Origin of the sequence: Pseudomonas sp. DSP3-2-3 (assembly GCF_049898225.1) — a bacterium.
Classification (GTDB): domain Bacteria; phylum Pseudomonadota; class Gammaproteobacteria; order Pseudomonadales; family Pseudomonadaceae; genus Aquipseudomonas.
Genome location: NZ_JAFCXH010000024.1, coordinates 38,146 through 61,201, shown reverse-complemented (window position 1 = coordinate 61,201; position 23,056 = coordinate 38,146). Strand labels below are relative to the sequence as shown.

The window sequence follows — 23,056 nt, the reverse complement described above, 5'->3', positions numbered from 1 at the left end:
CCGAGGAAACCGCTGTGCCCGTTACTGACGTTGTGATCATTGGCGCTGGCGCCGCAGGTTTGATGTGCGCGCTGACCGCTGCCAGTCGCGGGCGCAAGGTGATGCTGATCGATCACGCCAACAAGCCCGGCAAGAAAATCCTCATGTCCGGCGGCGGGCGCTGCAATTTCACCAACATGTACACCGAGCCGGCCAATTTCCTGTCGCAGAACCCGCATTTCTGCAAATCAGCCCTGGCGCGTTACACCCAGTGGGACTTCATCGAGTTGGTCGCCAAACATGGCGTGCCGTATCACGAGAAAAAGCTCGGCCAGCTGTTCTGCGATAACAAATCCAGCGACATCCTCGAACTGCTGCTGGACGAATGTCAGCAAGCGGGCGTGAGCCTGCACATGGACACGTCCGTGCAGCAGATCGAAAAGACCGAGACCGGCTACACGCTGGCATCCACACTCGGCAATCTGAGCTGCGAATCGCTGGTGATCGCCACCGGCGGCCTGTCGATCCCGACGCTGGGCGCCACCGGTTTCGGTTATCAGGTCGGCAAGCAGTTCGGCCACACGCTGCTGCCGACTCGCGCCGGCCTTGTACCGTTCACCATTACCGATCAGCTCAAGGAAATCTGCACCGAGCTGTCCGGCACGTCAGTGGATTGCCTGGTCAGCTGCAACGACACGAGCTTTCGCGAGAACATCCTGTTCACCCACCGCGGCCTCAGCGGTCCGGCGATCCTGCAAATCTCGTCGTTCTGGAATCCCGGCGATGCCGTGGAGATCAACCTGCTGCCGGATCACGACGTCGCCAGTTGGCTCAACGCGCAACAGGCCGAGCGGCCGAACAGTGAATTGAAGACATTGCTGGGGGAAATCTTCACCAAGAAGATGGCCAACCTGATTGCCGAGCACTGGTTCGTGTCCAGGCCCATGAAGCAATACACCCACGCTGAACTGGCCGACATCGCCGAAAAGCTCGGCAGCTGGCAAGTGGTCCCGGCGGGGACAGAAGGCTATCGCACGGCGGAAGTGACCCTGGGCGGGATCGACACGCGGGAAGTCTCCTCCAAGACCATGGAGTCGCTGAAGTCGCCGGGTTTGTACTTCGTCGGCGAAGTGCTCGACGTCAGCGGTCATCTGGGTGGTTTCAACTTCCAGTGGGCCTGGGCTTCGGCGTATGCGGCGGCGCAGTTTGTTTGAATGAAATGCCCCTGTGGGACCGGCTTCAGCCGGGAAGAGGCCAGTACATTCATGTCACCTTCCCGGCTAAAGCCGGTCCCACCGTTAAACTGCCGGAATAAATTTTGTTAACCGGATGTACAGACCTCACCCAGGCCTGTACATATCCGTGTGCAGGATCGATCAATCGCGAACAAGGCCGTCAGCTCTTCTATGGCATCGAAATCTCTTCGTCACACGTTCCGTCGTCTGTGGGCGCTGGATAAATTCAGTTACAGCGTTCGCGTCTTCATCGCCCTGACTGGCAGCATGGCTCTGTGCTGGTATCAGAATGAGATGGGGTTGTTGATCCCCTTGTTCCTGGGGATTATCGCCAGTGCCCTGGCCGAGACCGATGACAGCTGGCAAGGCCGCCTCAATGCGCTGGCCGTGACGCTGGTGTGTTTCAGCATCGCCGCACTGGCGGTAGAACTGCTGTTTCCCTACCCGATTCTGTTTGTCTGCTCCTTCGCCCTGGCGGCGTTTTGCCTGACCATGCTCGGCGCCCTGGGCGAGCGCTACAGCGCCATCGCTTACGGCACGCTGATTCTGTCGGTGTACACCATGATCGGCGTCGACCAGCGCGGCGGCGAAGTGCTGGATTTCTGGCATGAACCGATGCTGCTGGTGGCCGGTGCCGCTTGGTACGGGCTGCTCTCGGTGTTGTGGCAGATGCTGTTTTCCAACCAGCCGGTGCAACAGGCGCTGGCCCGCCTGTTTCGCGAGCTGGGGCAATACCTGAAGCTGAAGTCGAGCCTGTTCGAGCCGATCCGCCAGCTGGATGTCGAGGCCCGGCGCCTGGAACTGGCGCAGCAAAACGGCCGTGTGGTCGCCGCACTGAATGCCACCAAGGAAATCATCCTGCATCGCGTCGGCAATGGCCGACCCGGCTCGAAGGTCAGCCGCTACCTGAAGCTGTATTTCATCGCTCAGGACATTCACGAGCGCGCCAGCTCATCGCATTACCCGTACAACTCACTGGCCGAAGCGTTCTTCCACAGCGACGTGCTGTTCCGCTGTCAGCGCCTGCTGCGTCAACAAGGCGTGGCCTGCCAGGCGTTGTCCGAATCCATCCAGCTGCGCCAACCGTTCGTATACGACGACAGCTTTGCGTTTGCCATGGAAGATTTGCAGGCCTCGCTGGAACACCTGCGCATCCAGAGCAATCCGGCCTGGCGTGGGCTGCTGCGCTCGCTGCGAGCCCTGGCCGCCAACCTCGGCACCCTTGATCGCCTCATCAAAGACGCGAGCAATCCGGATGCCGTGGCCGATGCCACCGACAGTTCGCTGCTGGACCGCTCGCCGCGCAACTTCAAGGACGCCTGGAATCGCCTGCGCCTGCAACTGACGCCGACTTCATTGCTGTTTCGACACGCCTTGCGCCTGCCGCTGGCGTTGACGGTCGGTTACGCCATGGTGCACCTGATTCACCCGTCCCAGGGTTACTGGATCATCCTGACCACGGTTTTCGTCTGCCAGCCAAGTTACGGCGCGACCCGGCGCAAGCTGGGGCAGCGGATTATCGGTACCGCCATCGGCCTGACCATCGGCTGGGCGTTGTTCGATCTGATCACCAGCCCGATTCTGCAATCGATGTGCGCGGTGCTGGCCGGCGTGGTGTTCTTCGTCAACCGAACCACGCGCTACACCTTGTCCACTGCCGCGATTACCGTGATGGTGCTGTTCTGTTTCAATCAGGTGGGCGACGGTTACGGGCTGTTTCTGCCACGTCTGTTCGATACCTTGCTTGGTAGCCTGATCGCCGGGCTGGCGGTGTTCCTGTTCCTGCCGGACTGGCAAGGGCGGCGCCTGAACAAGGTGCTGGCCAATACCCTCACGTGCAACAGCATTTACCTGCGCCAGATCATGCAGCAATACGCCCACGGCAAAAGCGACGATCTGGCTTATCGCCTCGCTCGTCGCAACGCGCACAATGCCGACGCGGCACTGTCCACCACGCTGGCCAATATGCTCATGGAACCGGGGCATTTCCGTAAGGAAGCCGATGTCGGGTTTCGCTTTCTGGTGCTTTCGCACACCTTGCTGAGCTATTTGTCAGGGCTGGGCGCGCATCGGGAGACTCAATTACCGAGCGAAGTCCGCGAGCAGCTGATCGAAGGTGCGGGGGCGACGCTGGCCGCCAGCATCGATGAAATCGCGCAAAGCCTGGCCGAGAAGAAAGCGGTCGCGATTCAAAGCGACGCGGAAGAGAATCTGGCGCTTGAACTGGAGAAGATGCCCGACGAACTGGATGAGAGCCAGCGTCTGGTGCAGACCCAACTGGCGTTGATCTGTCGCCAACTGGGGCCATTGCGGACCCTGGCGGCGCACCTGATCAAAGCCCCGGAAGAAGCTACAAGCCATGCTGCCTGAATAACGCATCGTAACTGCCGTCAGCTTTCATCGCCGCGATCTCGCGATTGAAATTGGCGACAATCTCTTCCCGATGCGGATTTTTCAGGCTGACCAAAATGTGCAGGCTGTTCTCGCTCAATGATTTGGGCAGGAATTCAACAGAGTCACGAACGGCCTTGGATTCCTGGGACAAGTAGAAGCGGGCGACGAACTCATCCTCCACGGCCAGATCGACACGTCCGGCGACCACCATGCGCACGGCCATGGAAAAGTCGTTGACCGGGACTTTCTCCAGCATCTCGTCGCTGTCGAATTCCGGCGAATAGGTATAACCGCGCACCACGGCAATAGGCCGTCCATAGAGCTGATACAGCTCCCGATACTCGACGCTGGACCGGCTGCGTTTCACGAAACGCACTCGGTTGAGCAAGTACTCGGCGGAGAACAGGCCCAGTTTGGTGCGCTCCTGGTTGAACCAGGCGTTGACCAGCACGTCGTAGCGCCCTTCGTTCACCCCATTCAACGCTCTGGCCCACGGCACCTGCTGGTAATCGGTGTCATACCCGGCGCGCTTGAGGGCGGTACTGACCAGATCAGTCGCCAGCCCGCCATTGAGCAAGGTGCTGTCCGTGAACGGTGGCCAGACGTCGGCCACCAGGCGAAGCCTTTCCCCCGCTCCGGCCTGCGCCACCAGCAACCATCCCAGCAAACTCACGGCTCGAAGCAAACACGGCATGCTCATTTCCCTGAGATAGGCGAGGCAATCGCGCGAAACGTGCGTCTGGGTAGCGTCGCACAGCTACTGGCGAGTTGCCTGTATTGAAGACTGATTGAGGCCTTTTCACAACTGATATGAATGCTGCATTTGTGCGGTTGTTCAATGAATATTCGGCGCTGGTATCTTGCAAAAACCTGAGGTTCAGGCAGGGGGCACAGGTTTTTTGGGTAACTTTATTGGGCAACCCCGCGGATGCGTTTAGTATTCGCGTCAGGTTTCTTCTTCGAGTCAGCCACATGTCTATCAAATGGATCTGCAAACATCACACCGACCTCAGCAAAGAACAGCTGTATGCGATCCTGCAATTGCGCGCCGAGGTGTTCGTGGTCGAGCAGCAGTGCGTGTATCTGGACGTGGACGGGCTGGACCTGATGGGCGATACCTGCCACTTGATGGCCTGGCGCGAGGACAAGCTGGTGGCGTATCTGCGCCTGCTCGATCCGATTCAGCAAGGCGGTGACGTGACCATCGGCCGCGTCGTGACCGCGCCTTTGATTCGTAGCCGGGGCATTGGTCACGAGCTGATGGAGCAAGCGCTGGAGAATGCCGAGAAGAAATGGCCCGACCAGCCGATCTATCTGTCGGCGCAGGCTCACCTGCAAGGCTATTACAGCCGCTACGGCTTCGAGCCGGTGGGCGAGGTGTATCTGGAAGATGAAATTCCGCACATCGGCATGCGTCGCGACCTGGAATAACGCCCGCCGTTGCTGTCAGGGATAGCCGAGCACCGATTTGATCTGCGCCAGATGCTGGGTGATCCAGTCCCGGTCAATGGCGCCCCAGTCACGAATCCGGTAATGCCCGGCGTGATTGCGCGCGCCGTCCTGCTGCTCGAACTCGCACTGAATATCCAGATCGGCCAGCGCCGCAATGGTGTCCTGCGCGGTGCGCCGCGGCATGCCGGTCGCCTCGATCAACGCGGGCACGTTGCTGGCAAGCTGGCTGTCGATCAGATACGCCACATAGAGTCGGCGGTAGAAACTGCTTTTGGTCTTGCTGACGTCCATGGTCCGAATCCTCAATTGCCTGTTGAAGCGAGGCTTGCCCGCGAAGAACGATACCGCTACTGCATATCCCGCCACGTCAGGTAAATCCGCAGATCGAACTCCAACTGGTGATACCCCGGCTGCATGTGTTCGCACAGCTGATAGAACGCCTTGTTGTGATCCGATTCCTTGAAGTGCGCCAGTTCATGCACAACGATCATTTTCAGGAACTCCGGCGCGGCGTCCTTGAACAGCGCGGCGACGCGGATTTCCTTCTTGGCCTTGAGCTTGCCGCCCTGGATGCGGGAAATCGTCGAGTGCAGGCCGAGCGCGCGATGGGTCAGGTCCAGGCGATTGTCGAACAGCACTTTGTCTATATTCGGCGCATTGCGCAGGTGCTCCTGCTTGATTGCCTGGGCGTAGGCGTAAAGCGCCTTGTCGCTCTGAATCGCATGGCGCTGGGGATAGCGCTGCTGGAGATAATCGCCAAGTTTGTCCCGGGCAATCAGCTGCCGCACCTGTTCTTGAAGAGCGGGCGGGTAAGCCTGAAGGTATTTAAGCGGAGCGGAAGCTGTCATGAGCGGTGCTACTGATCTCGAAGGCAAAATGCAAAGACAGCAGTGTACAGAACTCAACGGCGTTTTAGCCCTTGCCAGTCGAACGGCTGCGGGAAGCGCAAGGCGTCTTCGGCGATCATCGGATGCGCGACCAGAAACCCTTGAATCAACTGACAGCCATTGTCTTTGAGCCACTGGTATTGCTCGATGGTTTCCACGCCTTCGGCAATCACCAGCACATCCAGATTGCGACACAGCTCGATGATGCTTCTGGCAACGGCCAGGTCGCGTACCGAGCCCAGCATGCTGGCAATGAAATGCCGGTCGATCTTCAAGGTGTCGATGTCCAGATTGCGCAAATGCGACAGCGAACACTCGCCGACCCCAAAGTCATCCAGCGCCACTCGAACGCCAATGTCATGCAGCAACTGGATCTGCATGCGACTGTGATTCAGGTTGTGCACCAGGGAGCTTTCGGAGATCTCGACCTCCAGCTGACCCGGTTTCAGATCAAAGCGCTGCATCGCCCGCTGCAATTCAGACGCCAGGTTGGGCATGCTGAACTGCGTGGCACTGACGCTGACGCTCAGCACCAGATTGGCATCGAAGACTTCGTTCCAGCGTTTACGCTGCGCCGCGCCCTGCTCGAAAATCCAGCCACCAAGTTTGCTGATCAAACGGGTTTCTTCCAACAACGGAATAAACAGCCCCGGAGGCACATCGCCCGCGCTCGGATGCTGCCAGCGCAACAACGCCTCGAATCCGCGCAGGCGACCACCCTCAATGAAGACCTGAGGCTGATAGACCATGGAAAAATCTTTGCCATCGATGGCGGTGCGCACGCTTTCCTCCAGCATCAGCCGTGAACGGGCGCGGCCGTTCATTTCCTGGTCGAAGAAACGGTATTGCTGACGTCCGGCGCGCTTGGCTTCATACATGGCGATATCCGCCGCACGCAGCAGTCCGTCCAGATTGGCGCCGCAGTCCGGAAAAGTGGCAATGCCGATACTCGCGCCCAAGGTAATGTCCAGGCCGTCGACCTGCCGGCGCAGCGAGACACGCTCAATCAGTTTTTCCGCGACTTTGGCGGCGTGCTCAGGAAAGTCCAGGCCGTCGATGACCACGGTAAACTCGTCGCCGCCCATGCGCGCCAGTACGTCATACGGCCGCATGCATTCCTTGAGCTGCTGGGAAACCCAGAGCAACACCTGATCACCGGCATCGTGGCCAAGGGAATCATTGATGCGTTTGAAGCCATCCAGATCGAGGTAAAGCAGCACCAGAAACTTGCCGGCCTGCTCGTTGCGCAACAGCATGCCTTCGACCGTCTGATAGAAACCACGGCGATTGAGCAGCCCGGTCAAGGTATCGGTGACCGCCTGCTGTTCCAGCTGGCGATACAGGTCGCGCACCACTGACATATCCCGAATACTCAATACCATGGCTTTGCGCTCCACCGGCAATGGCGCGCAGGACATTGCCACCGGCAGCTGGCAACCGGATGTCGTGCGCAGATTCGCGTCATGCAATCTGTAGGATTCGCCGCTGCGATAGTGGCGATAAAAACCCGACTCGTGCCAGTCCACGACCTTCGGTTCAATCAGGTAATCGAGCAGCGACGTCCCGCACAGCTGTTCGACGTCGGCACCGAGCAAACCGCAAATCGCCGGGTTGGCGAAGTTGATCAGGCCCTTCTCATCGATGACCAGGATGCCTTCGTCGATATTGTCCAGCACCGACGCATTGAAAGCCCTGGCCTCCTCCAGCTCCAGCGACAGTTTTTGCAGGGCGCGGCGATTCTGCTGCTGCTCCAGCAATGCCTGCACTTTGGGCTTGAGGACATGGGGATCGAAGGGTTTGAACAGGTAATCCACCGCGCCACTGGCATAGCCCTTGTGGACGGCGTCCCGTGATTGCTCATTGGCGGTGAGAAAGATAATCGGCGTCAGCCGCGTTCGATGGCTTCCGCGCATCAGGCGTGCCACTTCGAAGCCGTCCATGCCGGGCATCTGCACGTCGAGCAGCACCAGATCCACCTCTCTTTCGAGAAGGATCGTCAGCGCTTCTATCCCGGAACTTGCGGTAACAATGCACCAATCCTGACGATTGAGGACGGCACGCATCGTCACCAGATTTTCCGGATAGTCATCGACGACTAACAAAACCGAACAGCCATCGCCTGGCTTGGGTTGCGCGCATTCCATGCTGCTTCTCTTTTGTGGCCTGACGCCAGGGAATCGGGGGGCACCCCTTATCCGAATGGCTTTCACTCTAGCCCCGTCCGGGAAAAACCAGAAGCGAGCTAGCCAAATGCCACCTATAAACTGAACGCCACCCGACTAACGGTAGGTCGCTGTAACCCTTACCCTGTCAGCCGCGCGGCGCTAATGGCGGCACTTTGACGTCAGCCGTTCGACAAAATTCCATTAACAAACAGTTTTTCAGACCGTATAACCAATAACCCCAAAGCCGCGAGCTAGACGCTTGGTGCTGGCAATGAGACATAGTGGACGACTGAAAAAATGATTGATCTTTCTTCTTGGAACCTGAGCATCCCGGTAGGCTCGCCACCGAAAACCATCGAAACCGCACAGCTGGTCAAAGGCTACGACGGCAAGTATTTCAACTCGGGTTCCGGCTCGATTTTCTTCTGGGCGCCGGTCACTGGCGCACGCACCGCCAATGCCATTTACCCGCGCAGCGAATTGCGTGAAACCTGGGCGGACGGCTCACTGCACAACTGGCTGTATCCCGACGCCGACAACTATTTGAACGCCACCCTGGAAGTCAATCAGGTTCCGTCCTCGGGCAAAATCGTCATCGGCCAGATCCACGCCTATAACAGCACCGAGCCCATGTTGAAGGTCGAGTATCAGTACAAGGACAGCACCGGATCGGGGAATATCGTCGCCAAGGTGCGCAACCGTTTCGACGACAAGAAAAGCCGCGTCGTCCAGATCGCCGAAGGCGTACCGCTGAACGAGAAATTCAAATACATCATCCACCTCAGCCCCGGCGGCGAGCTGAGCATCAGCGCCAGAAACATGAACTGGAGCACCCCGATCAGCGCCACCTGGCGCGACAAACCGTTGTATTTCAAAGCAGGCGTGTATACGCAGGATCATTCCGGCTATAGCAATGAAGGCGGCAAGGCCACCTTCTATAACCTGGATATTGATCACAACAAGACTTGAGGAATCGCGGTTGTGGGAGCGAGCTTGCTCGCGAAGAGGTCAGCTCCAACCAGACGTTATGAGTTGGCCGCACTGACCTCTTCCCGGATGAATCCGGTCCCACGCTGGAATTGTGGCGCTGCTGATGAAACGGTAGGAGCCAACTTGTTGGCCCCTACTGTCTTTACGTCAGCGGATTAACGCGTTGCATCCTGAAACTCTTTCTCAGCCAGTGCAAAACGCGTCTGCATGCCAACCGATGGACCTTTGCCCATCAGGCTGAAGATCACGATGGCGATGCTGGCGAAGAGGAAGCCGGGGATGATTTCGTACAGTCCCCAGATGCTGAAGTTTTTCCAGACGATCACGGTAATGGCACCCACCAGGATCCCGGCCAGTGCGCCGTTGCGGGTCATGCCTTTCCACAGTACCGAGATCAGCACCACCGGACCAAACGCAGCACCGAAGCCAGCCCAGGCGTAGCTCACCAGACCCAGCACGCGGTTTTCCGGATTGGCCGCCAACAGAATCGCGATCACTGCAATCAGCAGCACCATGGCGCGGCCAACCCAGACCAGTTCGGTCTGAGACGCTTTTTTACGCAGGAAGGCTTTATAGAAGTCTTCGGTCAGGGCGCTGGAGCACACCAGCAACTGGCAGCTCAGGGTGCTCATGACGGCAGCAAGAATCGCCGACAGCAACACGCCGGTAATCCACGGGTTGAACAGCAGCTTGGCCAGCTCGATGAATACCCGCTCGTGGTTTTCCGTCACCGGACCGGCAACTTCCGGATGCGCGGAGAAGTAAGCGATACCGAAGAAACCGGCAGCCACGGTGCCGCCCAGGCAGAGAATCATCCAGGTCATGGAGATGCGACGGGCGCTGGCGATGGATTTCACCGAATCGGCAGCCATGAAGCGCGCCAGGATGTGCGGCTGACCGAAGTAGCCAAGGCCCCAGCCCATCAGGGAAATGATGCCGATGAAGGTGGTGTTCTTGAACATGTCGAACGCGCCCGGGTCCTTGGCTTCGATGGCCAGGAAGGTCGCGTCGATGCCGCCGGTGGCCAGCAACACGATGATTGGCGTGAGGATCAAGGCGAAGATCATCAGGGTCGCCTGAACGGTGTCAGTCCAGCTTACGGCCAGGAAACCACCGACGAAGGTGTAGGCAATAGTCGCCGCAGCGCCTGCCCACAAGGCAGTTTCGTAGGACATGCCGAAGGTGCTTTCGAACAACCGCGCGCCAGCGACAATCCCGGAAGCGCAATAAATAGTGAAGAACACCAGAATCACGACGGCAGCGATGATGCGCAGCAGACCGCTGGTATCTTCAAATCGGCTGGTGAAGTAATCCGGCAGGGTCAAGGCATCGCCGTTGTGCTCGGTCTGCACGCGCAGACGACCGGCGACGAACAACCAGTTCAGGTAGGCCCCGACGATCAGGCCGATGGCGATCCAGCTTTCCGACAGGCCGGACATGTAGATAGCACCGGGCAAGCCCATGAGCAACCAGCCGCTCATGTCCGATGCGCCAGCCGAAAGTGCAGTAACGAAACTGCCCAGGCTGCGACCACCGAGGATGTAATCCGAGAGATTATTGGTGGAGCGGTAAGCCATAAGGCCAATTAATACCATTGCAGCGATGTAGATCACGAAGGTGATGAGGGTGGGATTGCTGACACTCATTGAATTCTGCCCTGGCATTGTTTTTATAGACGCCGACTGATCTCGTGATCAATGCACCCGCTTCAGGACATTGATTGCAGACGGCTGTGCTGACTGCGCTTCGTGGAAAAAAAGCAGCCCGTTCTTGCGGCTTCCAGCGCGGTTGCACTGAGGCCACGAATGCTATTCAAGAACGGGAATCAGGTGCAACCCTTATTTTCAGATAAGTTGCACCTTTTCGACCAGTAGGCAATTAACGCCTTTTACGCCCTGCTTTGGCGCAATCAACAGATTTTTCCTGATGAAAAGCACCGCTACCGCGCATCGGGAAGTGGGCAAATTTGTTTTCCTGACAAACGCAGAAATAATCAATGGAAAAAGGGTTGCACCCGGTTGCACCTCAGCCGTTGCATCGCTAATCTTGTCCGACAACCACGGCCACACCCACAGTGGCGATAATGAGGACAGCACATGGCGACCACCACTCTGGGTGTCAAACTCGACGACCCGACCCGCGAGCGATTGAAAGCCGCCGCCCACTCCATCGACCGCACGCCGCACTGGTTGATCAAGCAGGCGATTTTCAATTACCTGGAAAAGCTCGAAGGTGGCGCCACCCTTTCTGAACTCAACGGCCTGATCAGCAAAGACGGCGACGACCATGGCGAGCTGCCAGCCGACGCGGTGCATCAGTGCTTCCTCGAATTTGCCGAAAGCATCCTGCCGCAATCCGTATTGCGTGCCGCGATCACTTCTGCTTATCGCCGCCCTGAGCAGGAAGTCGTGCCGATGCTCATTGAGCAGGCGCGTCTGCCGGTGTCGATGGCCGAAGCAACGAACAAGCTGGCTGCTTCGATTGCGGAAAAACTGCGCAATCAGAAAAGCGCCGGCGGTCGTGCAGGTATCGTCCAGGGTTTGCTGCAGGAATTTTCCCTGTCGTCCCAGGAAGGCGTGGCGTTGATGTGCCTGGCCGAAGCGTTGTTGCGTATCCCGGACAAAGGCACCCGCGATGCATTGATCCGCGACAAGATCAGCACCGGCAACTGGCATCCGCACCTGGGCAACAGCCCGTCGCTGTTCGTCAACGCCGCCACCTGGGGCTTGCTGCTGACCGGCAAACTGGTCGCCACCCACAACGAAGCGGGCCTGACGTCCTCCCTGAGTCGCATCATCGGCAAGAGCGGCGAGCCGATGATCCGCAAAGGCGTGGACATGGCCATGCGCTTGATGGGCGAACAGTTCGTCACCGGCGAGACCATCGCTGAAGCCCTGGCCAACGCCAGCAAGTTCGAAGCCAAAGGTTTCCGTTATTCCTACGACATGCTCGGCGAAGCGGCGCTGACCGAACACGACGCGCAGAAGTATCTGGCGTCCTACGAGCAAGCGATCCACTCCATCGGCAAAGCGTCCCATGGCCGTGGCATCTATGAAGGCCCGGGCATTTCCATCAAGTTGTCGGCACTGCACCCGCGCTACAGCCGCGCCCAGTACGAGCGCGTGATGGAAGAGTTGTACCCGCGCCTGCTGTCGCTGACGCTGCTGGCCAAGCAATATGACATCGGCCTGAACATTGACGCCGAAGAAGCCGACCGTCTTGAGCTGTCGCTGGATCTGCTTGAGCGCCTGTGCTTCGAGCCGCAGCTGACCGGCTGGAACGGCATCGGCTTCGTGATCCAGGCGTATCAGAAGCGTTGCCCGTATGTGATCGACTACGTGATTGATTTGGCCCGTCGCAGCCGCCATCGCCTGATGATTCGTCTGGTGAAAGGCGCGTATTGGGACAGCGAAATCAAACGCGCGCAGGTTGAAGGTCTGGAAGGCTATCCGGTCTATACCCGCAAGGTGTACACCGACGTTTCCTACATTGCCTGTGCACGCAAACTGTTGTCAGTGCCGGAAGTCATCTACCCGCAGTTCGCCACGCATAACGCTCATACCTTGTCGGCCATTTACCACATTGCCGGTCAGAACTATTACCCCGGCCAGTACGAATTCCAGTGCCTCCACGGCATGGGCGAGCCGCTTTACGAGCAGGTTGTAGGCAAAGTCTCCGATGGCAAGCTGAACCGTCCGTGTCGCGTGTACGCTCCGGTCGGCACTCACGAAACACTGCTGGCGTATCTGGTACGTCGTCTGCTGGAAAACGGCGCCAACACCTCGTTCGTCAACCGCATCGCCGATCAATCCATCTCCATTCAGGAGCTGGTGGCCGATCCAGTGAACCAGATCGAGCAGATGGCGACGCAGGAAGGCGGTTTCGGCCTGCCACACCCGCGTATCCCGCTGCCGCGTGACTTGTACGGTGCCGAACGCGCCAACTCCAGCGGCATCGACCTGGCCAACGAACACCGTCTGGGTTCGCTGTCCTCGGCATTGCTGGCCACTGCACACAACGACTGGAAAGCCGGCCCGATGCTGGGCAGCGCCGCCAGCGAAGGCGCTTCGGCTGCCGTGCTGAACCCGTCCGATTTGCGTGACGTGGTCGGTCATGTGCAGGAAGCCAGCCTGGAAGACGTCGATACCGCGTTGCAATGCGCGCTGAGCGCAGGTCCCATCTGGCAAGCCACGCCGCCAGCCGAACGCGCCGCGATTCTGGAGCGCGCCGCCGACTTGATGGAAGCCGAAATCCAGCCATTGATGGGCCTGCTGGCCCGCGAAGCCGGCAAGACTTTCGCCAACGCCATCGCCGAAGTCCGCGAAGCCGTGGATTTCCTGCGCTACTACGCCGTGCAGGCGCGCAACGATTTCAGCAATGACGCGCACCGTCCGCTGGGCCCGGTGGTTTGTATCAGCCCGTGGAACTTCCCGCTGGCGATTTTCAGCGGTCAGGTTGCCGCAGCGCTGGCCGCCGGTAATCCGGTGTTGGCCAAACCTGCCGAACAAACTCCGCTGGTAGCGGCTCAGGCCGTGCGTATCCTGCTCGAAGCCGGTATTCCTGAAGGCGTCGTGCAACTGTTGCCGGGTCGCGGCGAAACCGTCGGCGCCCGTCTGGTCGGTGATGATCGGGTCAAAGGCGTGATGTTCACTGGTTCCACCGAAGTAGCGCGGCTGCTGCAACGCAACGTCGCCGGTCGTCTGGACTCACAAGGTCGTCCGATCCCGCTGATAGCTGAAACCGGTGGTCAGAACGCGATGATCGTCGATTCCTCGGCGCTGACTGAACAAGTGGTCATCGACGTGGTGTCCTCGGCGTTCGACAGTGCCGGCCAACGCTGCTCTGCCCTGCGCGTGCTGTGCTTGCAGGAAGATTCCGCGGATCGCGTCATCGAAATGCTCAAAGGTGCCATGGCTGAATGCCGCCTTGGCAACCCGGAACGCTTGTCCGTGGACATCGGCCCGGTGATCGACGCCGAAGCCAAGGCGGGCATCGAAAAACACATCCAGGCCATGCGCGACAAAGGCCGCACGGTGTATCAGGTGGCCATCGCCGACAGCGCCGAAATCAAGCGCGGCACCTACGTGATGCCAACCCTGATCGAACTGGAAAGCTTCGACGAACTGCAACGGGAGATCTTCGGCCCGGTGCTGCACGTGGTGCGCTACAAGCGTAAAGAGCTCGATCAGCTGATCGGCCAGATCAACGCGTCCGGTTACGGCCTGACCCTCGGCGTGCATACCCGCATCGACGAGACGATCGCCAAGGTCATCGACAACGTCAACGCTGGTAACGTCTACGTCAACCGCAACATCGTCGGTGCCGTGGTCGGTGTGCAGCCGTTTGGCGGCGAAGGTTTGTCCGGGACCGGGCCGAAAGCCGGCGGGCCGTTGTACCTGTATCGCCTGCTGTCGACGCGTCCGGTGGATGCCATCGAGCAATCCTTCGTGCGCGGCGATGCTCTGACGGCGCCGGACACGCGGATGCGCGAAGTGCTGGGCAAACCGCTGCAAGCCTTGAAAACCTGGGCTTCCAGCACTCAGCAGCCTGAACTGGACGCGCTGTGCAGCCAGTTTGCCGAGCAATCGCAAAGCGGCATCACCCGCCTGCTGAGCGGCCCGACCGGCGAGCGCAACAGCTACAGCATCCTGCCTCGGGAACACGTGCTGTGCCTGGCGGAAGTCGAGAGCGATTTGCTGACGCAACTGGCTGCGGTTCTGGCCGTTGGCAGTACGGCGATCTGGCCGGACAACGAGCTGAGCAAAACCCTGCGCACTCGCCTGCCCAAAGACGTGCAGGCGCGGATCAAGCTGGTTACCGACTGGACCAAGGACGACGTGATCATCGACGCGGTTCTGCACCACGGTGATTCCGATCAACTGCGTTCGGTCTGCCAGCAAGTGGCGCAACGTGCAGGCGCCATCATCGGCGTCAACGGCCTGTCCCACGGCGAAACCAACGTGGCACTGGAGCGTCTGGTGATCGAACGCGCATTGAGCGTCAACACGGCTGCTGCGGGTGGTAATGCGAGTTTGATGACTATCGGTTAAACCGTTTGGAAGACCTTCACCGCTGATCTTGGGATCCGTTGGCGAGGCTTGCCCGCGAAAGCAATTGTTCATCCGGCAGAGATGCAGCGGATGTACCGGCCTCTTCGCGGGCAAACCTCGCCCCAACGGGCTTCGATCCCGATCTGAAAAACCGTTACTTCTGCTAATAAAACACCCCTTCCTACACCCCCCTTCCGCGGCCTTTTCCCTTTCTTCTGCGTGAAGTTTCCGAGAGAATCCTGAGCGCTTGCGCCGGGGATTTTGAGGCTCTAGGCTGCGTCGGTCGCTGAACATCAGTGATCGGGTTTAGCAGCCTGTCCAATTTCCGAGGATCGCAAGTGCCGCTCTATGGCGGCTTTGCGCGGGGCACTTTCGAGTGCGCTGGGTTGCCTTGGATACCTGGTCTGCTAACCCGCGTCAAAGCCGCCACCTTTCATTCGGTTAGCAGCGAATATCCGGTGGCTCCGCTAAATCCAAGGAGCATCAAAATGATCAAAGCAACATCCGAAACAACCCTCGAACAATCCCTGCTCCACATCAGCGACCTGCTGCGCTGCTGCAACAGCTTATGAAACCGGCGACAGCCTCAACGGCCCGAAACGCGACCTGGCCTTCTCGGCCGTGCACCTGATTGAAATGGCCCGCACCGAGCTGGATCGGTCGTTGGTGAGCGTCGAAGCACGCAGAATAAAGCGCGCTCCAACGGGGTCGGCGATTTATCCGGGAAGACGCCTTCCCGGATAAATCCGGTCCCACAGGCTCTTCTTTACCACCATCACTCAAATCAATCTTGCTGTTCACCCCTGCCCGTCAAACCTAGACTCGACGCATTCCAATCAAAGGTCTGCCGCCATGTCCGAGACGCTGCTTTGTTCGCGCAATCTGGCTTTCGAGCTGTATGAAGTGCTCGACGCCCAAGCCTTGACCCGGCGCGAGCGGTTTGCCGAGCACAATCGTGAGACGTTCGACGCGGCCATCAGTACGGCGCGGACGATTGCCGAGAAGTTTTTCGCGCCGCACAACCGCAAGGCGGATGAAAACGAGCCGCGTTATGAACAGGGCGAGGCGATGCTGATTCCCGAGGTCAAACCGGCTGTTGATGCGTTTCTCGACGCGGGTTTTCTCAATGCGACGCGCAGCTTCGAAGCGGGCGGCATGCAGTTGCCGACACTGCTGTCTCAAGCCTGTTTTGCGCATTTCCAGGCCGCAAATGCCGGATCGACGGCGTATCCGTTTCTGACCATGGGCGCAGCCAATCTCATTGAAAGCTTCGGCAGCGATGAACAGAAGCAGCGTTTTTTACAGCCGATGATCGAAGGCCGGTTCTTCGGCACCATGGCGCTGACCGAACCCCATGCCGGGTCATCGCTGTCGGACATTCGCACCCGCGCCGAGCCTGCCGAAGACGGCACGTATCGCCTGCGCGGCAACAAGATTTTTATCTCCGGCGGCGATCATCAGCTGTCGGAAAACATCGTGCACATGGTGCTGGCCAAGCTGCCGGATGCGCCCGCCGGGGTGAAGGGCATTTCGCTGTTCATCGTGCCCAAGTTTCTGGTCAACGACGATGGCAGCCTTGGCCCGCGCAACGATGTGCTGCTGGCCGGGCTGTTTCACAAGATGGGCTGGCGCGGCACGACGTCCACGGCGCTCAACTTTGGCGATGACGGCGCGTGTGTCGGTTATCTGGTGGACAAACCGCATCAGGGCTTGAGCTACATGTTTCAGATGATGAACGAAGCACGGATCGGCGTCGGCATGGGCGCGGTCATGCTCGGTTACGCGGGTTATCTGTATTCGCTGGATTACGCCCGGCAACGCCCGCAAGGTCGCCTGCCGGATAACAAAAGCCCCGACAGCGCGCCGGTTGCGATCATTGAGCATGCTGATGTGCGGCGCATGTTGCTGACCCAGAAAGCCTACGTCGAAGGCGCGTTCGACCTCGGTTTGTACGCCGCGCGTTTATTCGATGACACCACCACCGGCGAAACTGCCGAGGCCCGCGAGCAGGCCCAGGAACTGCTCGACCTGCTGACACCCATCGTCAAATCCTGGCCTTCGGAGTTTTGCCTGAAGGCCAACGAACTGGCGATCCAGATTCTCGGCGGTCATGGCTACACCCGCGAATACCCGGTGGAACAGTATTACCGCGATAACCGTTTGAACCCGATTCATGAAGGCACGCATGGCATCCAGTCCCTGGATTTGCTCGGCCGCAAGCTCGCGCAAAATGGCGGTGCCGGGCTCAAGCAGTTAATCCGGTTGATTGCCGAAACCTGTGAACAGGCCAAATCCTACGAAAGCCTGAATGCGTTGCGCACCCCATTGGAGCAATTGGTGGCACGCCTGCAAACGGTGACGTTGGGTTTGCTGAGCGATCTGGCCCAAGGCAAGGTCACTTCGACGCTGGCAAATTCGGCGCTGTACCTGAAAGCCTTCGGTCATGCGGTGATCGGTTGGCGTTGGTTGGAGCAAGCCATCCGGGCCGGGCAGGGTTTGGCGACAGGCAACGCAGCGGATGCGGATTTCTATAAAGGCAAGCTGCAGGCAGCCCGGTATTTCCTGACCTGGGAAGTGCCCGGCTGCCATCACGAGCTGGCGATTCTCGAAGCCCGTGATGACACGTGCCTGACGATGCAGGATGAATGGTTCTAGTCCCTCAGGCCGCGCAGGTTTACCGGGAAGAAGCGGTCAACCAACGGCTTGCCCTCCTCACCCAGTTTCGCGGCAAAGCGGGTCCGGGTGAAGGCTTCGCCGGTGCGCAGGTCGTAAAGCCGATGCCAGCTTTTGGGTTCTGGAACCTCCGTCAGACATACTTTGATGAATTTGTAATTGAGCCCTGACACCTCCTGAATGCCATCGATCAGGAAATAGCGACCCGGCATGAAAATCGATTCGACTTCCTCAGGCTCGTTGGAGAAAGCGGCAACCGGCGATGCGCCCAGATAGTTTCTGGCCGGCAATTCGAAAACCACGGACGAGCCACTGAACCCGACAGCAGCCCCCGTGCCTGCGAACGTTGCGGAATGATCTCCCGCCTGACTGCTGCAAAAAGCCCGCGCAATATAAGGGTTCTCGCTAAACGAGGTGATGTCAGTGGTGACCAGCACATCACCCGCCCTGATCTGGCCGCTGCGAAAATAACGCCCCGAGGTGCCACGCAGATCACTGCCCCCGCGATACAGCGTCACGCTGTTATCAAGCCCGACCGTTTGCAGGTCATCGGCCAGTTCGTCGATGAGCTCGACCTGGCTCACCCCCTGGGAAACGCCGCTGCGCAGATACTGGTTAAAGCTCGAATCCCTGGTCGTATACAGCGGGATCCGCCCGCCGACATAGGTGCCATCAGCTTTCCTGAAGACATGATGGGCGTCGCCCCACTCATCGACGAAGAATCGGGTGCCTTGGGTATCGCGCATGATCAGGTCGTCGGCGCTCAGCTCCGGCACGTTCATGACTGCCGCTTGCCGGGCCAGGCCGATCCGCGACACGCGCAGTTCTTCTTCGAGATCAAAACTCATATACCGATCCCAGAAAGACGAGCGAACGGTCAGTAGTTGCCCCGTCGTCACTTCGTTAACCACCTCGTCAAGCACTTCACCCTCGACTACAGGTTGAGGACGCGGGGCAAGGTCGACCATTGGAACGAGCTCGCCAGAGCCTGAAGCATTGGCCGTTTCGACGCTGCTGACAGCCGCAAGCCCCGTATCACCGGCCCTGAGCAGGCCCAGCAGAATGGGCAGGTTGAACACCACAAACACCGCATTGAAAACAGCGCCGATCAGCCCGGCCTTGCGTTGCCTTGCGTCACGGCTATTGATCGCCTGATCAGTGTTGAGGCCGAGGTTGGCGATGCCCGCGCCCACCAGCGTCAACGCCATTGGCCAGCCCAACGGACCCAGCGCACCGAACACATTGAGGAACGCATTCAGATAGCCGATCCAGATCTGCTTGCGCAGACTGGCGTTGGAGGTCAGCAAGGTCTGCGCGTCGTCCTGCATTTGCTGGCGGGCAATCGCGCGTAAATAAACGAATATGTCCCCGCGAATGGCCACGTCCTGGTGATTGATCAGGGACTGTCCCGCGACCCAGGGTATGTTCACGATCTGCTCTGCTGCTTGCTCAAATGCCGCGCCCTGCAATTGCCGGCTTGCAACAGAACGAAGAAACAACGCGGTGAACGCCGCTCTTGCCGATGCGTTGCCCAGACGGCCTTGAACCCAGGCGTACAGCGCCTGTTCGGACGCAAACACATGAAAGGCCGTGGCCTCACCCGGCAGATAAACAAACTGCCGCCCGCTGCTCTCCACGATGCGAACACTTTCGGGGCACACATAGCCGCCGATATCGAAGGTATACAGGGTCAATCCTGAATCCGGCGTTACATCCGATTGCAGGGCTTCCAGCGTCATGACCGGTCGTAACTCGCCCATGACGGCCTGATTGATGACCTTGAATTGCTCCACGGTCAGGCCGCCTTTGCGTAATTGCAAAGCGGCGGCGGCGAGCAACCCGCTACGCGCCAGGGTACGGAAATTCCCACTGTGCAGCGTCCAGAAGCGCTCTATCCGGGCCATGAACATGGCGCTGAAATCCAGCGCCCAGAAGTCATCCAGAATCTGCCGGGGAAGCAGGGCAACTTCGTTGCGCTCGTCGAACTCTTCATGCGTCGGGCCGTCGGTGTAGAAACCGCCGTACAGCTGCAATTCATCGGCAACAAGCTGATCGTGCACGTTGAAGCGGTGCAGCATCAACTCGACAAAAGTCATCGATTCAATGGGCGGCCCAAGGTGTCGCCAGCCGGTGAACGTGGCCAGGCTAGTGGCGGCGCTGGCAAACCGATGCCAGTAGACGCTTTCCGGATTCAGCCATTTGCCGGTGTGCCTGAATAACAACTTTCGGGCTTCGGCATAGGCCAGGCCGTGAATATCCGGGTAATCCTTGATGAAGGCGCGGGCGATGCTCTTGAGTCTTTCCTGGTCAGTGGCGTGGCGATTGGCAACGGTGCTTTGACGAAAATTCTGGTTGGGTGTCTGCATGACTTTCCTGTCCTGATGGGAGAAAGCCATGCACGTGAGCAGGTCTGAAAAACCGTAGGGGTTAATTATTTATCGGCGTCGGCCGGCAAACTTCACAAAGGGAAGAACAAATCGACCAGCACCTCACCTGGCGGCCCGAGCCTTGCTGCGTATTGCTCGCGACTGAAAGGCTCGCCGGTGCGCAGATCGAAGGCCTTGCCGACCCACTGACCTGATCGTGTCTGTGCCGGGTGGTTTTCGTTCATCCGTACTTTGATGAATTTGAAATGCTCGCCCGCCACTTCCTCAATGTTGTCGATCTGGAACCAATTGCCGGGTTTGAAGAGTGATTCGGCCTCTTGCCAGTCACCGGAAAACGGCGCAATCGGCGTTGCACTGCGGTAGGTCTTTTTCGGCAGTTCGAACACCACAGCAGTGTCGTCAAAGGTAATCTTCGCGCCGTCGAGCATTTCCCCTTCAAAAGAATACGACTGCGTACCAGCCTGGCTGCTGGCAAACACTCGCGCCAGGTAAGGGTTTTCGCTGAATGAAGTGAAGTCGGTGTTGACCAGAATATCGCCGACCTTGAGCTGCCCGGAACGAAAGGCAACGCCCGACGTGCCACGATGGCCGCTACCGCCGCGATACAAGTCCACATCGTTGTTGTAACCGACGCTGTCGAGATCCTCGACCAGTTCTTCTATCAGCTGCACCTGATTCCCGGATTGAGGCTGACCCGTGCGCAGGTATGTGTTGAATCTCTCGTCGTATTGCGTGTAATCCGCGATACGGCCGCCGATGTACTCGTCGCCAGTCTTGAACAGCCGATGCTGATCGCCCCATGCATCGACAAGCAACCTTTCGCCATCATCGTCGGTGGTGACGAACTCATCGGCTTCCAGGTCTGAATCGGAGTCCGAATCTGAATAGAGTTCCCGAATCGTTTCATCCACCACCGCCTCTTGCCGGACGCGGGCGAGCTTGGACAGGCGCAGCTCATCGGCCAGATTGAAGCGCATGTAAACGTCCCAGAATGACGATTTAGTCGTCGGATGCGGCGTGCCTGACACGCCTTGGGTTGACGACGGGCCGGCAGTTTCCTGCATCGGCGCGCCGCCTTCGAGTCTGGGCGGTGCCAGCAGTTCCCATTCGCCCTGCGTGTTGAACCGCACCGGTTTCGCGCCGTAGAACGCAAAAGGGTTCTGCGGATCCACAATGGTCCAGCTGCGCAGCTCTTCGCGAAAAAGCACGCGATAAGGCACGCCGCGCAGATCGATCCAGGTTTCGCCGTTGGCGAGGAAATGCACGCCTTGCAAGCGGCCAACCGTCTTGGGGACTTCAGCGGGCAGAATCAGGTTGCCCTCCAGCCCGCCAAGCGACTCGTCGCTGTCGGCCACCGGCACCCAGTCTTCGATGGACGCCTCGGCACCGATTGCGCCCAGCATCGGCAGGTTGAACGCCACGAACACCGAGTTGAATACCGCACCGAGCACACCCGCCTTGCGCAGGCCCGGCGTATTGCCATTAACGGCTTGATCAATGTTCATGCCGACATTGGCCAGCCCCGCGCCCACCAGCGTGAGCGCAACCGGCCAACCCAGCGGGGCGGCAGCACCGGACACCCGGATGAAAGCATTCAGATAGCCGATCCACATCTGTTTGTTCAGGCTGGCATTGGAAATCAGCCGTTGCGCCTGGACCTGCATGTTGTGTCGCGCCAGTTCACGCAGATGGTCGAACACATCGCCGGTAATGACCTTATCAAGGCGATTGATGATCTTTTCGTCAGACCATTCATTGCGTTGCAGCTGGCCGATCCAGCGGTCGAACGCGCCGCCATCCTGCTCCTTGGCCGTCTGCGAGGGGAAAAAGTGCAAGGTGAAGGCCGTTCGTGATGCGTCGGTTGCGCAGCGCTCCAGCACCCAGGTGCGCAATTGATCAGCGTTGGCAAACCGATGAAACACCGGCTCTTCGCCTGGCACGTAGAGAATCTGCACGCCCTGGCTGTCGACAATACGCACCACGTCATGGGCGACGTATTTGCCGATATCGAAGCTGCGCACGCTGATGCCCGCTTGCGGCGCAACCCGTGCCTGCAAGGTGCTCAAGGTCATGGCGGAGGGCAGCGATCCGGCAATGGCGCGGATGACTGTCTGATAGTCAGCGTCAGACAAATTGCCATTGCGCTGCGCGTGCCCTGCTGCCGCCAGACAATGCGCCTTGCTCAGTGTGCGGAAGTTCTCGCTGTGGCTGGCCCAGAACTGGTCGACCTTGCGCTTGTAAACCGCACCGAAGTCCAGGTCCCAGAAATCGCGCAAGACGGCCTGCGGCAGCATGGCTACCTCGTTGCGCTCGTCATAAATCCCGTGCTGCGGCCCGTCGGTGTAGAAGCCGCCGTAGAGTTGCAACTCATCGGAGGCTTCCTGATCCTTGGCACTGAAGCGATGCATGACCAATTCGACAAGGCTCATCGACTCGATCGGCGTCCCTGAATGCTCCCAACCGGTGAAAGCTCTGCTGCTGCTCACGGCACCGCTGAAGCGATGCCAGTAAACCTTGGCGGGATTGAGGCGTTTGTTCGTATGTTTTTTCAGGATATGCAGCGCGGCGGCATAAGCCAGGCCGTGGGCATCCGGGTAATCCTCGATGTACTGACGGGCAATTTTCTTCAGGCGCAGTTCATCGGTGAGCGCGGGGTTCTCGACAGTCGCAGTCGGGGTAGAGGTGCCAATCGCAGGCATGACATTCGTTCCATGGTTAAAGAGAAGTCATGCACGTGATCAAAAAACAGCGGATGCGAGCCCCTATATATTTAGTGCGCTTTAATGTTGTAACCTTTTTTGACAGCCAGCCAATTCAACAGGTTAGAATCCTTGGCACGCGGAC

Annotated in this window: 13 protein-coding genes and 1 pseudogene; 7 read left to right on the top strand and 7 right to left on the bottom strand. The window is 58.9% G+C overall.

Translation table 11 applies throughout. The features are described from left to right. The first annotated feature begins 14 nt into the window (after positions 1-14). Both ACP7E4_RS23095 and yccS read left to right on the top strand, forming a co-directional pair. Entirely contained in the window at positions 15-1,193 is a 1,179-nt protein-coding gene (locus ACP7E4_RS23095; RefSeq protein ID WP_426117836.1) for an NAD(P)/FAD-dependent oxidoreductase, read from the top strand. A 192-nt stretch (positions 1,194-1,385) separates the two neighbouring features. After that, positions 1,386-3,584: a YccS family putative transporter gene (yccS, locus tag ACP7E4_RS23090; RefSeq protein WP_426117837.1), complete on the top strand. Its 2,199-nt coding sequence runs from the start codon at positions 1,386-1,388 to the stop codon at positions 3,582-3,584. Here the strand turns inward: yccS and ACP7E4_RS23085 are convergent. Continuing rightward, positions 3,565-4,302, bottom strand: coding sequence for a substrate-binding periplasmic protein (locus ACP7E4_RS23085; RefSeq protein WP_426117838.1), 738 nt, complete (start codon positions 4,300-4,302; stop codon positions 3,565-3,567). The two genes, yccS and ACP7E4_RS23085, sit on opposite strands and share 20 nt — an antisense overlap. A 278-nt stretch (positions 4,303-4,580) precedes the next feature. Between ACP7E4_RS23085 and ACP7E4_RS23080 the strand changes: the two genes are divergently transcribed. Next, positions 4,581-5,039 (top strand): GNAT family N-acetyltransferase, encoded by a 459-nt coding sequence (locus ACP7E4_RS23080; protein WP_426117839.1) that lies wholly within the window; start codon positions 4,581-4,583, stop codon positions 5,037-5,039. 15 nt (positions 5,040-5,054) lie between these two features. Here ACP7E4_RS23080 and ACP7E4_RS23075 read toward each other — a convergent pair whose 3' ends face one another. The 3 genes from ACP7E4_RS23075 to ACP7E4_RS23065 are packed head-to-tail and all read right to left on the bottom strand — an operon-like array spanning position 5,055 to position 8,091. After that, complete coding sequence (locus ACP7E4_RS23075; protein WP_426117840.1) at positions 5,055-5,351, bottom strand: winged helix-turn-helix domain-containing protein; 297 nt, start codon at positions 5,349-5,351, stop codon at positions 5,055-5,057. Between the two features lie 56 nt (positions 5,352-5,407). Then, the gene (locus ACP7E4_RS23070) at positions 5,408-5,908 is read right to left on the bottom strand and encodes a M48 family metallopeptidase (RefSeq protein ID WP_426117841.1); all 501 of its coding nucleotides are present in this window, start codon (positions 5,906-5,908) and stop codon (positions 5,408-5,410) included. 53 nt (positions 5,909-5,961) lie between these two features. Further along, positions 5,962-8,091: a putative bifunctional diguanylate cyclase/phosphodiesterase gene (locus ACP7E4_RS23065; protein WP_426117842.1), complete on the bottom strand. Its 2,130-nt coding sequence runs from the start codon at positions 8,089-8,091 to the stop codon at positions 5,962-5,964. Positions 8,092-8,409: 318 nt separating this feature from the next. Here ACP7E4_RS23065 and ACP7E4_RS23060 point away from each other — a divergent pair, with 318 nt between their 5' ends. Next, the gene (locus tag ACP7E4_RS23060; protein WP_426117843.1) at positions 8,410-9,081 is read left to right on the top strand and encodes a polysaccharide lyase family 7 protein; all 672 of its coding nucleotides are present in this window, start codon (positions 8,410-8,412) and stop codon (positions 9,079-9,081) included. Between the two features lie 176 nt (positions 9,082-9,257). On the opposite strand, the gene putP is transcribed toward ACP7E4_RS23060, so the two are convergent. Further along, positions 9,258-10,748, bottom strand: a complete 1,491-nt coding sequence (putP, locus tag ACP7E4_RS23055) for a sodium/proline symporter PutP (protein ID WP_331151954.1) — start codon at positions 10,746-10,748, stop codon at positions 9,258-9,260. A gap of 450 nt (positions 10,749-11,198) precedes the next feature. Here putP and putA point away from each other — a divergent pair, with 450 nt between their 5' ends. The 3 genes and pseudogenes from putA to ACP7E4_RS23040 all read left to right on the top strand — a co-directional run bounded on the left by putA (position 11,199) and on the right by ACP7E4_RS23040 (position 17,807). Further along, entirely contained in the window at positions 11,199-15,152 is a 3,954-nt protein-coding gene (gene putA / locus ACP7E4_RS23050) for a trifunctional transcriptional regulator/proline dehydrogenase/L-glutamate gamma-semialdehyde dehydrogenase (protein WP_426117844.1), read from the top strand. Between the two features lie 488 nt (positions 15,153-15,640). Next, positions 15,641-15,896 (top strand): annotated as a pseudogene (locus tag ACP7E4_RS23045) (DUF6124 family protein). Positions 15,897-16,004: 108 nt separating this feature from the next. Then, positions 16,005-17,807, top strand: a complete 1,803-nt coding sequence (locus tag ACP7E4_RS23040; RefSeq protein WP_426117845.1) for an acyl-CoA dehydrogenase — start codon at positions 16,005-16,007, stop codon at positions 17,805-17,807. Here the strand turns inward: ACP7E4_RS23040 and ACP7E4_RS23035 are convergent. Continuing rightward, a complete protein-coding gene (locus ACP7E4_RS23035) occupies positions 17,804-20,191 on the bottom strand; it encodes a dermonecrotic toxin domain-containing protein (protein ID WP_426117846.1) in 2,388 nt (795 codons plus the stop codon). The two genes, ACP7E4_RS23040 and ACP7E4_RS23035, sit on opposite strands and share 4 nt — an antisense overlap. Before the next feature lie 92 nt (positions 20,192-20,283). Beyond that, the gene (locus tag ACP7E4_RS23030; RefSeq protein ID WP_426117847.1) at positions 20,284-22,911 is read right to left on the bottom strand and encodes a dermonecrotic toxin domain-containing protein; all 2,628 of its coding nucleotides are present in this window, start codon (positions 22,909-22,911) and stop codon (positions 20,284-20,286) included. Between the last annotated feature and the right edge of the window lie 145 nt (positions 22,912-23,056).